This window comes from Pseudomonas fontis (genome assembly GCF_028656955.1).
Taxonomy (GTDB): domain Bacteria; phylum Pseudomonadota; class Gammaproteobacteria; order Pseudomonadales; family Pseudomonadaceae; genus Aquipseudomonas; species Aquipseudomonas fontis.
In genome coordinates this window covers 69,028-82,493 of the sequence record NZ_JAMDGY010000007.1, presented here as the reverse complement: position 1 = coordinate 82,493, position 13,466 = coordinate 69,028, and the positions used below count along the sequence as shown (strand labels likewise).

Here is a 13,466-nt window from a genome sequence, read left to right as displayed (position 1 = left end):
TAATCACTCTATGGACACCCCACATGAAAATTAAGGAGGACTTATATGTCTCGCTCCACGCCCGCGTTCGCCTATCGTTTGGCGCAGTCCGCAAATGACCGCGCATATAACGCTGCATTGTTTACCTATCAGCGTACTCAACGGCCCGCACAGACACCAAAGCCTAAAGAGGCTCTTTGGGTTCGTATCAAGAACCGCCTGTTGGACATCTGGCAGAAAGTAAAGGAATACGTAAATGACTGACCTCCTGTGTCTTAACAGCATTCGAGGGAAGTCCGGCAAAGATACTTTGATTGGTCTTCTCGAATCTGAAGGCCGCAAAGTTTTCCGGGTTGCATTTGCAGATGTCCTCAAGGAAATGTGCGCCCAAGTTCTTGCGGGTGGTCCCGGTGCCATCGCCGCAGCCTTTCAAAGCGATATGCATAAGTCCAAGAAGGATCATGCACAGTCCTCTCTGAGCGCGCTGAATATCGCCCGAACTTCGTATAGCTATTGGCTGCTGAAGAACGTACTGACCACTGAAACAGAGGCAAGGGCGCCGCGTTCCCTTCGTTGGCATTTACAGACTTTCGGGACCCAATACCACCGCGAATATCTCGGTAAGCCGGATATTTGGTTTGACCTCGGCATGAAAGAAGTTCGGCAGGGTCTCGAAGACTCTTCATATGACCACGTTGTCGTGACCGATATGCGGATGCCCAACGAATACAAGGGGCTTCTATATGTACCTCAAGTTAAGACCATCCGAATAGTCCGCGATTGGTTCATTCCAGGCGTTGACGATCAGCCTTATCACATCTCCGATATTGCACTAATGGCCCATCCCTTCGACGCCCTTGTGGTGAATCGACTTGGCGAGCCGTGGGCGATGTTGGATCAACTAAAAGAGCAAGGAGTAATCAAGTAATGGAACTCGCACAAAAGGCTTTCAAAGCCACCGTTGAAATTGACGACCATGTAGATGAAGTAACCATCTACGCGGTTAGTATTGACGCAGCATGGGAATCTGCCGAAACCCGATTTACTAAAGGTGCCCGTGTAACCCGTATCCGTCCCGTGGTGGCTCCTAACGTAGATCGATTTGGAGTGACTCTGTGAATCTTTCACAAGGCAATGGCCGCGCCAAACCAGACGGCTTCTTACACCTGAATAACTTTAGCCATGTCCGACAGTCGGGCCTTGCCGGTGTTCTGTATGAGCGCCTTATGACCGTAAAGCAACAGGAGCTGGTCGAGCTGACTTTGCTGGAACTTGCAGGTGCTGGTGGTAATTCACACTTCAAGCACGACGTATGGCGATTCAAAAAGTCGTTCTTGAAGGAACACTTTATCCATGTGGTCTATTCGGTGTATCGCTCGGTGCGCAAGTCGCCAGCCCAAGAAATCTCGATGGCAATTAGCCGTGAAGAACTGCAAAGCGAATCCCGCAAGGTTATTCAACCGAGCTTCTCGTAAGTTTTAAACACCCACTTAAAGTACAGACATTTCACTTGAGACCATTAAAAGTCTTGAGCGGACTCCTGTGCCTTCAATTCAGGTAATCAAATAAGGAGACCCATAACTATGGCAGGTCCACGCAAAGAAATTTTCACCACCCCTAAAGGTATCGCAGAACCGTACTGCTCCCTTCAGAAACCGGACTATGGCAATCCTGAAAAGGGTTTCGGCAATCCTCGGGGCCTCTGGAAAGTTGACCTCACCGTTCCTTCCCGTGTGGCTCAGCCGCTGATTGATAAGATCGTTCAGGCACATGAAGCCAACTACAAGAAACTCTTGGCTGAGCATGAGAAGAATCCGCCAGTGGTTCCACGCGGTAAAAAGCCGCTGTTGCCATACGAGGGCGATATGCCTTTCGTGGATAACGGTGACGGCACTGTGACCTTCAAAGTCAAGGGTTACGCCTCGTACATCGACAAGAACACTCAGGAGAACAAAGCGATTCCTCTGAAGGTGGTCGATTCCAAAGGTAAGCGTATCGACAACGTTCCGGCCATCGCTGGTGGCTCGGAGCTGAAAGTGAAGTTCACTCTGTTCCCGTATGGCTGGACTGCCGTGGCCGGTGCTTCCGTGAAGCTGCAAATCGACAGCGTAATGCTGCTGAACCTGAAAGAGTTCGATGGCGGTAACGACTGGGCTGATGATGTGGAAGAGGGTGGCTACTCCGCTGACGATTCCAGTGAATGGGAAGAGGGCGAAGAAGCCAGCTCCCGTGGTCACGCTGAGGAAGAAATCCCGGATGACAACGACGGCGACTTCTAACAGTGGCCGCATTCGGTCGCTACGCCGGACCCCGAAGAACTGCAAGTTCCTTTCGGTCAGGTCTGGAAGAGAAGAATAGCGAACTGATGGACAAGCACGGTATCCCTTACACCTTTGAGCAGCATTGGATTAACTACACGATCCCTGCACGAGTCGCTAAGTATCTCCCGGACTTCATCCTGGGGAACGGAATCATCATTGAGTGTAAAGGGATTTGGGAAGTTGAAGACCGCAAAAAGCACTTGTTGCTGCGTGAACAATATCCCCAGCTTGATATTCGACTGGTCTTCTCATCGAGCAAGGCGAAGCTCTACAAGGGCTCACCCACAACTTATGGGGCGTGGTGTGAGAAACACAATATTCAATTCGCAGACAAGCTGGTCCCACTGGCCTGGATGAAGGAGAAGAAGAAACAGATTCCTGACGGAATTCTGAAAGAGAAAGGAGCGTAACTAATGGCCCGTGTCCAATTTAAACAGCGGGAGGTGACAAACCTTATCGTTCTTCATTGCGCGGCTACACGTCCCTCTATGGACATTGGCCTGCGTGAGATTCGTCAGTGGCATGTACAACAAGGCTGGCTTGACGTTGGTTATCACTACATCATCCGTAGAGATGGAACTGTTGAAACAGGCCGTCCGCATGATGTCGTCGGGTCCCACGTTAAAGGCCGCAACTCCGATTCTGTCGGTGTGTGTCTTGTTGGTGGTGTTGACGACAACTTGAAGCCTCAGAACAACTTCACAGATGCCCAATGGAAAGCCCTGGACCTTTTGGTTTGGGAGACCCTTGTGCCGCTGTATCCCAACGCAACTCTTAAAGGCCATAGAGACCTCGACTCTGGCAAAGCCTGCCCGTCCTTTGATGTGGCCGAATGGGCATTTAAGAGAACTCCTGCGTAATACCCATCAAGCAACTGTATGGCGGACCTGAAGAGGTTCGCTTTAACAGCACTTTCACCTCTTAACTTAGGAGGATTACCTATGTCTGTTAATCGGGCAACTATGCAAGGGGCTTTTGACCTATGTGAATTGTTCCAGAAAGAAGGCGTCCCCAGCATTATCGCGGGTGGTGCGGCCCGTGATATTTACTTTGGGGTCACTCCTAAAGATATTGACGTGATTATCTGCTGCGACGACAAGTTGTATGCCTCTTCGATTCTTGAAAAGGCAGGGGTCGCACACTCTGTCATTCACTTCTACAACGAGTCCTCTTCCGACCGCATCATCGGCGTCTTCAAGGTCGAAGGCACGAACATTGATGTTTGCCTTTACGACTGCACGGATGTCAGCGAAGCCGTTGATGCTTTCGACTTCAACCTGAACCAGTTCGTTATCTCGGGGATTCATCACGGAATCGACGGGGCACATGTTCGTTTTGTGGGGCAGACCCATTGGTCCACTTTGGCGGCTGTTCGTAAAGACTACTCGCTGAAGCGCCTGGAGAAGATGCAGGCCAAGTTCTTGGACCTCCGCAATCGTCGGGCAACCGGGGAAACCATGGAGGTTCCTGTGGGCGGTGTTAATGGACCGTTCTGAGGATCTACCGGAAAGCGAACTGCTCTTCAAGGGTCCTTGCACGAACATCGATGAGTGTTCATCCAGCGATGGCATGGCGACTTACTCAGACGGGCATACCTACTGCTTTGTGTGTCAGCACCACACCCCTGGCGATGGCTCAGAGGGCCACACGACCCGAGCGTCCACCATGCGGGCGAACGGCACTATGGCGATGGGCGATCACCAAGGGCGCTTTCAGGACTTGCCCAAGCGAGGTCTGCAACAGGCCATCTGCAAACAGTACGGATACTGGGTAGGCAAGACCCATAGCGGGAAGAATATTCAGGTCGCTGATTACCGTGACGAACACGGGAACTTGGTAGGCCAGAAGATTCGAGACGCTGACAAGAACTTCTCATCTACAGGCAAGCACGGGGCTGACTGCCTCTTCGGTAAGCACCTGTGGTCGGGCGGCAAGAAGATCATCATCACGGAAGGTGAGATTGATTGCCTGACAGTTGCCCAGTTGCAAGGCGGGAAGTATCCCGTTGTGTCCTTGCCTACAGGCGCCCCAAGTGCCCGTAAAGCCTGCGCGAAGAACTATGAGTACCTCGATACGTTCGACGAAATCATCCTCATGTTTGACATGGATGACGTTGGGCGCGCAGCGGCAATGGATGCTGCTGAGGTGCTTCCCGCTGGCAAGGTGAAGATCGCTGTCTTGCCCATGAAGGACCCAAACGAATGCGTTATGAACGGCCAAGCAAAGGCTGTCATGGATGCAATGTGGAATGCCGCCCCTTTCGTTCCTGACGGCGTGGTCTCCGCGAAGTCCCTCAAGTCCCGCATTAAGAACAAGCAAGACATCCCACGGATTCCCCTGGCGGGTCCTGCTGAGCTGCGCCGGATGACCAAGGATGCACGGGCCGGTGAGCTGCTTATGGTGACTTCCGGGTCAGGCATGGGTAAGTCCACCTTTGTGCGCCAGAACGTCTACAACTGGTTCCAGCAACACGGCCTCGAAGTAGGCGTCGCGATGCTTGAAGAGTCCGTTGAGGAAACCGTAGAGGACCTCGTGGGCCTGCACATGCGGAAGCGCTATAGGCAGAACCCTGATGGCACCACAGAGGAAGAGTTTGACGCTGCCTTTGACGCCATCTTTGAGACGGACAAGCTGTTTCTCTACGACTCCTTCGCGGAATCCGTAGAAGACCGTTTGATGTCGAAGCTTCACTACATGGTGAAGGGGCAGGGCTGCAAGGTGATCGTGCTGGACCACATCTCTATCGTGGTTTCGGGCATGGATGACAACGGTGATGAGCGCAAGACCATCGACCGCCTCATGACCAAGCTGAAGACCTTCGCCAAGACCAACGACATTCTCATGGTCGTTATTTGCCACCTGAAGAACCCCGAGAAAGGGAAGGCCCACGAAGAAGGCCGTCAGGTTTCCATTACGGACCTTCGCGGTTCCGGCTCTCTACGACAGCTCAGTGACACCATCATTGCCATGGAGCGTAACCAACAAGGGGACAACCCCAACGTGGTCACGATTAGGGTCTTGAAGTGCCGCTTCACTGGGGACACTGGCGTAGCTGGTTACCTCATTTACAACAAAGAAACCGGATGGCTCGACGAGACCCCCGATGGCTGGACACCTGAGGGTGACACCGGCTGGGCGGGCGAAGAGGAAGAGCCATCAACCCCTACTGACTATTAAGGAGATTCCCTATGAGCATCGTTCGACTCTACACCTACGTCCTGACCAAGCTGCATACCGCCCTCGTTACTTCCGCACAGAAAGCCGATGACCGCCGCCGTGAACTGGTGGTGAAAGCTGCTCGACTGACGGTTGAAAGCTACCGAGCAGAAGCAGACGCGACTCAGTTGGCAGCCAAGGCCAAAGCATTGAAAGCTCTGATCTAAGAGTGACTCAAGGGTCTCCGTAACGGGGACTCTTCGTTCAACCTTACTTCGAACACCCAACCCGTCACCAATTCTTTTGGAGGATTCACTGTGGACAATCAAAAAGTACGCGCCCACCTGCGTAAAGGTGAACTTGCTGTAAAGCTGCTGGAATCGCTGGGTTATGCCTACGACGACTCGAAGGTCCACCTTCAGCGAGAGCCTCGTTGGATCGCCCCGGCGAAGACTGAGTTGGAGTTGTTCAAGGAGCAGCTTCAAGAACTTCTTACGCCTCCTGAAAAGCGCACCAGTCCTGTACGTGATGGGGCTTCGTTCACCGTGACTTCCCTGCCTCCTGGGCACTTCCTGAACGCGTACATGTATCGCAAGTTTGTGTTCACCGTAGAGTCCTCGGAATGGATCGCGCCAGGTTCTGAAAAATCCGAAAAGCTGAAGGGGTTTTCCGGCTGGGCCGTTCACTTTGAGATGCGCGGTACGGCCCGTACGCAAGGACTGTGGCTGCCGCTGAGCTGCATCAAGGTAACGTCCAATGCTGACTTCTGACATTGAGACGGACGGGCTCCTTGAGAACGTCAGCAAGTTTCACTGTGGGGTCAGCAAGGATTATTTCACCGGTGAGGTCTTCGAGTTCGGTCCTGACCAGCTCAAGCGATACATCGCCCAGCTCGAAGCTGAAGCAGCCAAGCCGGATGGCCTCGTGGTCTTCCATAACGGGATCAAGTACGACATCCCGGTCCTCGACAAGCTAAAGCGCCAATACTTCGGTAAGCGCCTCAACATCCCTCGCAAGAAGGTCATGGACACCCTTGTCCTGTCCCGACTGATCCACGCGAATCTACGGGACACAGATGGTGGCTTATTGCGAACCGGGCGACTCCCAGGTAATCGCTTTGGGTCTCATGCCTTGGAAGCTTGGGGCTATCGCTTAGGCGAGATGAAAGGGGAGTACACGACCGACTTCAAGGCCCAGTGTCTTGCAGATGGCACCGTGTACACGCCGGGTCTCGAATGGAAGAACTGGTCCCGCGCCATGCAGGACTACTGCGTTCAGGACGTTGTGGTCACGACCAAGCTTGTCACCAAGTTGATGTCTGACCCGTACTACTTCCCCGCTGGGCTTGCTCCCAATGGTGAACACTGGATGCAGTCAATCCGTGCGGTTCATCTTGAGCATGAAACAGCGTGGGCTCTGGCTCAGATGGAGCGCAACGGTTTCCCGTTCGACTCTGACGGTGCTGAAAGGCTCTATGCGGATCTTGCAGGCCAACGCTCTGACCTCTTGGTGAAGCTCATCAAGACATTCGGTTCTTGGTATCAACCCAAGGGCGGTAATGAGCTGTTCATAAACCCTAAGACCGGTAAGGCCCTTGAGAAGTGGTCTGACGGTCGCCCAATGCCTCGGGTCAAGTATCCGAAAGTGGGCGGTGTTTACCTCAAAGACGGCAAGAAGAAGGACACGCGGGAGACTTTCGCAGGTGCCCCATATACGCCTGTCGAGTTCGTTACGTTCAATCCTGCATCTGGTGCGCACCTCATACGGGTCCTCAAGATCGCAGGATGGGAGCCCACCGAATTCACTGATAAGGGCGCGCCGAAGGTTGACGACGAGACGCTTGAAGGCGTGACCGTTGCTGACCCTGACGCCCAAGCGTGCATCGCCTTGGTCCGCGATTACCTGATGATCCAAAAGCGAATCGGGATGCTGGCCGAAGGGGATAACGCATGGATGCGACTGGTTCGTTCAGACGGCTCAATGCACGGCTCTATCAACCCCAACGGCGCTGTCACTGGGCGTGCAACTCACAGCTATCCAAACATGGGCCAGGTGCCCAGCGCCAAGAGTCCTTACGGGCCTGAGTGCCGTGCTTTGTTTGGCGCGGTCTTCGCTCGGAAGCGCTTTAAGGGCTGGGAGAACTGCGTGCAGGTTGGCGTGGATGCTTCGGGCCTTGAGCTTCGCTGCCTGGGCCACTTTGGCGCCAAGTACGACGATGGTGCTTACGCCGATCAGGTGCTTAACGGTGACGTGCATTGGGCTAACGGGGTGGCTGCTGGCATCTGTCAGGCGACTATCCGAGACAAGGCCAATCACGACCACGACCGTTGGCGGGACATGGCGAAGACGTTCATCTATGCGTTCTTGTATGGCGCTGGTGACGCAAAGATTGGGTCCATCGTTGGGGGTGGTGCGAAGCGCGGTAAGGAGCTGAAGAAAGCCTTCCTTGAAGGTACGCCCGTTATCGCTGACCTCCGAGCAGCCCTCGAAGACTCCCTTATCTCAGACCAGAAGTGGAACCAAGCCCTTCGCAAGTTTGACATCAAGTGGAAGCGCCGTTGGATCAAGGGCTTGGATGGCCGAAAGATTCACGTCCGCTCACCTCACAGCGCCCTCAACACACTCCTTCAGTCAGCCGGTGCGCTCATCTGCAAGGCGTGGGTAGTAGAAACCGAAAGGCTCCTTATGGAGGACCACGGGTTCATCCATGGATGGGATGGCGACTTCTGCTTCATGGCATGGGTCCACGACGAATTACAGATTGCTGCACGCACCCAAGAGATTGGGGAGGTCTGTGTGGCCGCTGCTCAGCAAGCCATTCGCAACGTAGGCGAGTCCTTCGGGTTTCGCTGTGTCCTCGATACAGAAGGAAAGATCGGGCCGACTTGGCGCGAATGTCACTAACCAATAATTAAGGAGACCTAACCATGGCTTTAACTCTCAACTTCAACGTATCCGCCGATGTTCGCGTGGTAATTCAAGAGTCTGATCTTACTGCGTTTCGCGTATCCCGCGACATGGCACGAGTTGCGGTGAAGCACGGGAAGGAACTCAATGACCAGAAGATGACCAAGCTTGAGCTGGAAACCGTGCGCCGTATGTTGAGCGACGATAGCGACGAAGAGGTGATCAAGTTCCTGATGCGTTCGGGCGCTCGTGAACACGTTCAGGAATCTTTGCGTGAACTCGCTCGGGATAACTGCACTGACAAGAAAAGTGCGCGGGTCAGCCCAGTGAAGGTGGTGTTTAAAGATCGCCCTGAGGTGTCCTGATGGGCGAATACATTCGGATGCTCTACGCCATCAAAAAGGAAGCCCGCACGTTCCAATCCGACTTCTACCGGAAGAATGCACATGGCGTCTCTGAGGCAGCTTCACGGGGCCACATCTCTTGTGTGTCCACTGACGGACGAAACATGGGCGTCTGGTCGCTGACTACAGCGGGTCAGTTGTTCTTGCAGAAACATGGAGGTGCTAAATGACCGCTCGTATCGGAGTGGCCCTCGACATGGACTTCCTGATCTTCGAAGCGATGACTGTAAGCGAGCATGAGCAGGATTGGGGAGACGACATTTGGTCCCTTGAGTGCGACCACGCGAAAGCTCGGGGCATCCTGGGCGGGACCATTAAGTCCATCCTGGCGAGCATCGAAGCGGACATCCGTAAGAAGAACAAGAAGCCCTTCGAGCTGGTCCCGCTGTGCATCATCTCGGGCAACGACAACTTCCGTAAGGAGGTCTTGCCGACCTACAAAGCGAACCGTAAAGGCAAGCGTAAGCCTGTGGGATACCCGGCCTTTGTCGAAGCCTGTATGCAGCACTACGGCGACAATGCGTTCCGATGGGATGGCGTAGAGGGTGATGACGTTTGCGGGATTTTGATGACCAACCCAGCGCTGGCTGGCTGTGTCGCTGTGGTCTCCGCAAGTTGCGACAAGGACTTCAACACGGTCCCAGGCATGTTCATGTGGCTCACTAAGGGCAAGATGATGCGCAACAGCGAAGCCCAGGCAGATCGTTATCACATGTACCAGACCCTCATAGGCGACGTGACAGATGGCTACTCGGGGATTCCCGGTGTGGGTCCTGTGGTCGCTGAAGAGTTCTTGGATTCCCCGCTGTACTTCTACGAGGCTAAAAAGGTCATGAAGTCCGGGCCACGGAAGGGCGAAGAGGTTGCCTACTGGGCTTCCCGTGCCCCGACCGAAACGGAAACGCTGTGGGATTGCATGGTTTCGTTAGCTGCCTCTAAGGGCATGACTGAGGCTGAGCTTTTGCAGCAGGCCCAGGTCGCTCGAATCCTTCGATGGTCGGACTGGGACCATGAGAATAAGAAGCCGATTCTATGGAAGCCGTAGAGATATTCTTCACGGGCCTCACTTTCGGTGTGTTCCTGGGCGTGTCCCTGATCAGGCTTTAAAGCACCCACTATAACCATAGGAGACTGAAAGTTTCTGTCTTCATAAAGGCATCTTTTCGTCTCCGATAAAGGAGGTGTCATTCTTGTGTTAAATGATATTCAAGCGGTAATCAGTGATCCTGAAAACATCCCTGATATTCCGAATGCTTCCGCGCAATACCTTAACGTCCGCTGCAATGCTTCTTATCTAATCCGTACTGGTGTACTTGAGGACCTCCGAAAGTCGGGCTACTCCGAGTCATTCATTGGCGGGTTCCTTGAGGGCATGACTGCTGTCACTGAGATTATCGAATTGATGCAGGAGCAGCGGAACACTCCAACCGAAGAAGAATGACAGGAGGTTCTATGTGCTTCTCATCTAAGGCCAAACAGCCAAAGGTCGACCCGTCAACTATTGCTGCTCCAGCTCCCGTAATGGAAGAACCACCGAAGGGTGTTGAGTTTGGTGACGGCAGTGATAGCGATAAGTCGGAAACAACCGATGGCATTAAAGACTTGAAGATTAAAAAGGAAGACCAGGGCGATGGTACGCCAGCCGCTGCGGTCGCAAAGGACACAGGACTTGCCAAGAAGGCAACTTCAAGTTCATCCGTTAAACGAGCCCTTAAACGAGGTTAATAAAACGACAAGGAGGAACCAATGGGTTTTTTCAAGAAAGTATTCAAGAAAGCAACAGGTGGTCTCATCGGGGGTGATGAAAAACCTAAAGCCGCCCCGGTAGCTGCTGCTGTTGAGCCACCGGCTCCCGCTGCCGCACAAGTCGAAGCCCCGAAAGAGGACAAGACGGCTGACGAAGAAGGCGATAGCGAAGCGGCGAAACGAGCCGCCAAGGCCAAGGGTAAACGAGCCCTTTCCGTATCACGCAGCCAGGGGACCGGTCTGAACATCTAAGGAGGTCTCTATGGCCTCTACGGCTCGCACAGGGCTTGGAGAGGAATCGGCCAAGGCAGTCTATGACCGCTTGAAGAATGACCGTGTTCCCTACGAGACCCGCGCTGAAAACTGCGCAAAAGTAACAATCCCCTCGCTGTTCCCAAAGACCTCTGATAACGCCTCGACTGACTACACCACACCGTGGCAGGCAGTGGGTGCCCGTGGTCTTAACAACCTGTCCGCCAAGGTGATGCTCGCACTGTTCCCGCTGCAAAGCTGGATGAAGCTGAAAGTATCCGAGTGGCAGGCAAAGCAACTGGTTACTGATCCTGAGCAGTTGGCAGTGGTTGAGCAGGGCCTGGGCATGGTTGAGCGAATCATGATGTCTTTCATGGAAGCCAACAGCTACCGCGTGACGCTCTTTGAGCTGATTCGACAGTTGGCACTGGCAGGCAATGGATGCCTTCACCTACCACAACCGGACGCAAGCTCTACGGGCTACAACCCGATGAAGCTGTATCCCCTGAGTTCCTACGTGGTGCAGCGCGATTCCTTCGGGAACGTCTTGCAGATAGTCACGTTGGACAAGGTGGCCTATGCGGCCCTTCCTGAAGATGTCCGTAACTCCCTCTCTGATGGTGGCGATAAGAAGCCCGATGAAGAAGTGGAGGTCTACACACACGTTTACCTTGACGATGAGTCAGGTGACTTCTTGAGCTATCAGGAAGTGGACGGCGAGGAAATAGATGGCACTGACGGGCAATACCCACCTGATGCTGTCCCCTGGATCGCTGTGAGATGGACCAAACGGGACGGTGAAAACTATGGCCGCTCCCACTGTGAGGAATACCTGGGCGACTTAACGTCCCTGGAGAACCTTCACGAATCCATGATCAAGTTTTCAATGATCGCCTCGAAGATCGTGGGCTTGGTTAACCCCAATGGCATGACCCAAGTGCGGCGCTTGACCAAGGCCCAAACAGGCGACTTCGTAGCTGGCCGGAAGCAGGACATTGAGTTTTTGCAGCTCGAAAAGACTGCTGACTTCACGGTCGCTAAGTCCGTAGCAGATGCCATTGAGTCCCGGCTTGCCTATGTCTTCATGCTGAACTCAGCCGTACAGCGGTCGGGCGAGCGTGTGACTGCTGAAGAGATTCGGTACGTGGCAAGCGAGCTTGAGGACACTCTTGGCGGGGTCTATTCGATTCTCTCCCAGGAGCTTCAGTTGCCGCTTGTGCGGATCTTGCTGAACCAACTTCAGGCCACCTCTCAGATTCCAGACATGCCCAAGGAGGCCGTAGAGCCGACTGTTAGCACCGGCCTGGAAGCTCTTGGCCGTGGTCAAGACCTCGACAAGTTGACTCAGTTCTTCAATGGCCTGCAAGCAATTGCACCGCTGATGCAAGACCCCGACATCAACATGAGTAACCTCAAGATTCGACTCGCCAACGCTATTGGTATGGACACCGCTGGGCTCCTGCTCACGGACGCCGATAAGGCCAAACGCCAAGCAGAACAGATGGTCGCCCAAGGTGGTCAGGCTGCTGCTCAAGGTCTCGGCGCGGGTGTGGCTGCACAAGCAACCGCAAGCCCGGAAAACATGCAGTCAGCCATGGACACAGCTGGCATCCAAGCGGGCCCTATCGGGGCCTGACAGAACATCTCAACAATACATAAGGAGACCCTATGCGATTCAACATGCTGGCTCTGGCCGTGGGCCACGTTTACCAATCCGCTGACGTCTATGCATCCTTCGGCGTGAATAGCGCAGTGATGTCTTCCAGCGATCCTGCTGAACACGCACAGAACATGTTGGCCCTGGACGTGGCAACGCGGGACGGTGACACCTCTATTGACCTTGCAGTGGACTCGGAAGACCAAACCGAGGACGGCGACGAGGGAGAGGAATCCAGCGAAGACGAAGAAGAGGGCGACGAAAGCGAAGAGGGCGACGAAAGCGAAGAAGACGAGGAAGGCGGTGAGGCTGAGCAGGAAGAGGACGGCTTTACGCCCCTTGGTGATCCTGACGCGGAGCTAACCGAAGCATCGAATCAGCTTGAAGAATACTCCACGGGTTTCGATGAGATGCGCGCCCAGGCCATCAAAGCGGGTCTTCCTGCTGAGGTTGCGGCCCGTATCGAGGAAGAATACGAAGCTGACGGGAAACTCTCCGAAGACTCGTATGCGCAGTTGGCTAAGGCTGGCTATTCCGCTGGCTTCGTCAATTCGTTCATGAAGGGCCAGGAGGCTGTCGCAGAAGCCTATGTCTCCAAGATCGTGGCGTACGCAGGCGGCAAGGAGAAATTCGACCGCGTGCTGGCCCACCTCAAGGCCAACTCCCCGAAGTCCATGGACTCGCTGTACGACGCCATTGAGCGCCGGGACCTGAACACCGTTCAAACGGTAATCAACCTGGGCATGGCAAGTCAGGCTAAGAAGTTCGGTAAGCAGCCTGAGCGAACTTTGAACCGCCGTAATGCAACACCTGCGGGCCGTGCCCCTTCTCAACAAGCTGAGGGCTTTGCTACTCAAACCGATATGGTTAAAGCGATGAACGACCCGCGCTATGGTCGAGACGCTAAGTACACCCAGGAAGTTCGCAATAAGGTACTCGCCGCCTCTTGGTAAGACCTCGTATTTAAAACCCCCACTATAACAGAAAGATACTTTCGGACATCCGTCTGAAGGCCTTTCTGCGCCCGGAGATAACTGAATAAGG

19 protein-coding genes are annotated in these 13,466 nt (G+C 54.0%); all 19 read left to right on the top strand.

Annotated features, from left to right (window positions below; translation table 11 throughout):
- Positions 1–45: 45 nt before the first annotated feature.
- The 19 genes from M5G11_RS01620 (at position 46) to M5G11_RS01530 (ending at position 13,375) form a co-directional block, all read left to right on the top strand.
- On the top strand, positions 46–243 hold the full coding sequence (locus tag M5G11_RS01620) for a hypothetical protein (RefSeq protein WP_273911861.1): 198 nt from the start codon (positions 46–48) through the stop codon (positions 241–243).
- On the top strand, positions 236–907 hold the full coding sequence (locus M5G11_RS01615) for a nucleoside/nucleotide kinase family protein (protein ID WP_273911862.1): 672 nt from the start codon (positions 236–238) through the stop codon (positions 905–907). The genes M5G11_RS01620 and M5G11_RS01615 overlap by 8 nt, the downstream gene beginning before the upstream one ends.
- Positions 907–1,098 carry a host cell RNA polymerase inhibitor gene (locus M5G11_RS01610; protein WP_273911863.1) on the top strand — a complete coding sequence of 64 codons (192 nt, stop codon included), beginning with the start codon at positions 907–909 and terminating at the stop codon, positions 1,096–1,098. The genes M5G11_RS01615 and M5G11_RS01610 overlap by 1 nt, the downstream gene beginning before the upstream one ends.
- Positions 1,095–1,454 carry a hypothetical protein gene (locus M5G11_RS01605; RefSeq protein ID WP_273911864.1) on the top strand — a complete coding sequence of 120 codons (360 nt, stop codon included), beginning with the start codon at positions 1,095–1,097 and terminating at the stop codon, positions 1,452–1,454. Before M5G11_RS01610 ends, M5G11_RS01605 begins: the two co-directional genes overlap by 4 nt.
- Before the next feature lie 108 nt (positions 1,455–1,562).
- Positions 1,563–2,258, top strand: coding sequence for a DUF2815 family protein (locus tag M5G11_RS01600; protein ID WP_273911865.1), 696 nt, complete (start codon positions 1,563–1,565; stop codon positions 2,256–2,258).
- Positions 2,259–2,260: 2 nt separating this feature from the next.
- Complete coding sequence (locus M5G11_RS01595; RefSeq protein ID WP_273911866.1) at positions 2,261–2,710, top strand: endodeoxyribonuclease; 450 nt, start codon at positions 2,261–2,263, stop codon at positions 2,708–2,710.
- Between the two features lie 3 nt (positions 2,711–2,713).
- A complete protein-coding gene (locus tag M5G11_RS01590) occupies positions 2,714–3,160 on the top strand; it encodes a peptidoglycan recognition protein family protein (RefSeq protein WP_273911867.1) in 447 nt (148 codons plus the stop codon).
- An 81-nt stretch (positions 3,161–3,241) separates the two neighbouring features.
- Positions 3,242–3,796, top strand: coding sequence for a hypothetical protein (locus tag M5G11_RS01585; RefSeq protein ID WP_273911868.1), 555 nt, complete (start codon positions 3,242–3,244; stop codon positions 3,794–3,796).
- The gene (locus M5G11_RS01580; protein ID WP_273911869.1) at positions 3,783–5,477 is read left to right on the top strand and encodes a DnaB-like helicase C-terminal domain-containing protein; all 1,695 of its coding nucleotides are present in this window, start codon (positions 3,783–3,785) and stop codon (positions 5,475–5,477) included. The genes M5G11_RS01585 and M5G11_RS01580 overlap by 14 nt, the downstream gene beginning before the upstream one ends.
- Before the next feature lie 11 nt (positions 5,478–5,488).
- Positions 5,489–5,683 (top strand): hypothetical protein, encoded by a 195-nt coding sequence (locus tag M5G11_RS01575; protein ID WP_273911870.1) that lies wholly within the window; start codon positions 5,489–5,491, stop codon positions 5,681–5,683.
- Positions 5,684–5,773: 90 nt separating this feature from the next.
- A complete protein-coding gene (locus M5G11_RS01570) occupies positions 5,774–6,226 on the top strand; it encodes a hypothetical protein (protein ID WP_273911871.1) in 453 nt (150 codons plus the stop codon).
- Positions 6,213–8,360 carry a DNA polymerase gene (locus M5G11_RS01565; protein ID WP_273911872.1) on the top strand — a complete coding sequence of 716 codons (2,148 nt, stop codon included), beginning with the start codon at positions 6,213–6,215 and terminating at the stop codon, positions 8,358–8,360. The genes M5G11_RS01570 and M5G11_RS01565 overlap by 14 nt, the downstream gene beginning before the upstream one ends.
- Before the next feature lie 23 nt (positions 8,361–8,383).
- Positions 8,384–8,728, top strand: a complete 345-nt coding sequence (locus M5G11_RS01560; protein WP_273911873.1) for a hypothetical protein — start codon at positions 8,384–8,386, stop codon at positions 8,726–8,728.
- A 205-nt stretch (positions 8,729–8,933) separates the two neighbouring features.
- Positions 8,934–9,812, top strand: coding sequence for a hypothetical protein (locus tag M5G11_RS01555; protein WP_273911874.1), 879 nt, complete (start codon positions 8,934–8,936; stop codon positions 9,810–9,812).
- A gap of 147 nt (positions 9,813–9,959) precedes the next feature.
- The gene (locus M5G11_RS01550; RefSeq protein ID WP_048731864.1) at positions 9,960–10,208 is read left to right on the top strand and encodes a phage protein; all 249 of its coding nucleotides are present in this window, start codon (positions 9,960–9,962) and stop codon (positions 10,206–10,208) included.
- A gap of 11 nt (positions 10,209–10,219) precedes the next feature.
- The gene (locus M5G11_RS01545) at positions 10,220–10,492 is read left to right on the top strand and encodes a DUF5476 domain-containing protein (RefSeq protein ID WP_048731862.1); all 273 of its coding nucleotides are present in this window, start codon (positions 10,220–10,222) and stop codon (positions 10,490–10,492) included.
- Between the two features lie 21 nt (positions 10,493–10,513).
- Complete coding sequence (locus M5G11_RS01540; RefSeq protein ID WP_273911875.1) at positions 10,514–10,765, top strand: hypothetical protein; 252 nt, start codon at positions 10,514–10,516, stop codon at positions 10,763–10,765.
- Positions 10,766–10,775: 10 nt separating this feature from the next.
- Positions 10,776–12,401 carry a portal protein gene (locus M5G11_RS01535; protein WP_236238529.1) on the top strand — a complete coding sequence of 542 codons (1,626 nt, stop codon included), beginning with the start codon at positions 10,776–10,778 and terminating at the stop codon, positions 12,399–12,401.
- Positions 12,402–12,433: 32 nt separating this feature from the next.
- Positions 12,434–13,375, top strand: coding sequence for a capsid assembly protein (locus M5G11_RS01530; RefSeq protein ID WP_273911876.1), 942 nt, complete (start codon positions 12,434–12,436; stop codon positions 13,373–13,375).
- Positions 13,376–13,466: the final 91 nt, after the last annotated feature.

Excerpts from the sequence above, each read along its gene's own strand:
- M5G11_RS01600 (WP_273911865.1), top strand. The coding sequence starts at position 1,563 with ATGGCAGGTCCACGCAAAGAAATTTTCACCACCCCTAAAGGTATCGCA.
- M5G11_RS01615 (WP_273911862.1), top strand. The coding sequence starts at position 236 with ATGACTGACCTCCTGTGTCTTAACAGCATTCGAGGGAAGTCCGGCAAA.
- M5G11_RS01575 (WP_273911870.1), top strand. The coding sequence starts at position 5,489 with ATGAGCATCGTTCGACTCTACACCTACGTCCTGACCAAGCTGCATACC.
- M5G11_RS01560 (WP_273911873.1), top strand. The coding sequence starts at position 8,384 with ATGGCTTTAACTCTCAACTTCAACGTATCCGCCGATGTTCGCGTGGTA.
- M5G11_RS01620 (WP_273911861.1), top strand. The coding sequence starts at position 46 with ATGTCTCGCTCCACGCCCGCGTTCGCCTATCGTTTGGCGCAGTCCGCA.
- M5G11_RS01540 (WP_273911875.1), top strand. The coding sequence starts at position 10,514 with ATGGGTTTTTTCAAGAAAGTATTCAAGAAAGCAACAGGTGGTCTCATC.
- M5G11_RS01590 (WP_273911867.1), top strand. The coding sequence starts at position 2,714 with ATGGCCCGTGTCCAATTTAAACAGCGGGAGGTGACAAACCTTATCGTT.
- M5G11_RS01585 (WP_273911868.1), top strand. The coding sequence starts at position 3,242 with ATGTCTGTTAATCGGGCAACTATGCAAGGGGCTTTTGACCTATGTGAA.
- M5G11_RS01565 (WP_273911872.1), top strand. The coding sequence starts at position 6,213 with ATGCTGACTTCTGACATTGAGACGGACGGGCTCCTTGAGAACGTCAGC.
- M5G11_RS01545 (WP_048731862.1), top strand. The coding sequence starts at position 10,220 with ATGTGCTTCTCATCTAAGGCCAAACAGCCAAAGGTCGACCCGTCAACT.
- M5G11_RS01535 (WP_236238529.1), top strand. The coding sequence starts at position 10,776 with ATGGCCTCTACGGCTCGCACAGGGCTTGGAGAGGAATCGGCCAAGGCA.
- M5G11_RS01555 (WP_273911874.1), top strand. The coding sequence starts at position 8,934 with ATGACCGCTCGTATCGGAGTGGCCCTCGACATGGACTTCCTGATCTTC.
- M5G11_RS01610 (WP_273911863.1), top strand. The coding sequence starts at position 907 with ATGGAACTCGCACAAAAGGCTTTCAAAGCCACCGTTGAAATTGACGAC.
- M5G11_RS01530 (WP_273911876.1), top strand. The coding sequence starts at position 12,434 with ATGCGATTCAACATGCTGGCTCTGGCCGTGGGCCACGTTTACCAATCC.
- M5G11_RS01580 (WP_273911869.1), top strand. The coding sequence starts at position 3,783 with ATGGACCGTTCTGAGGATCTACCGGAAAGCGAACTGCTCTTCAAGGGT.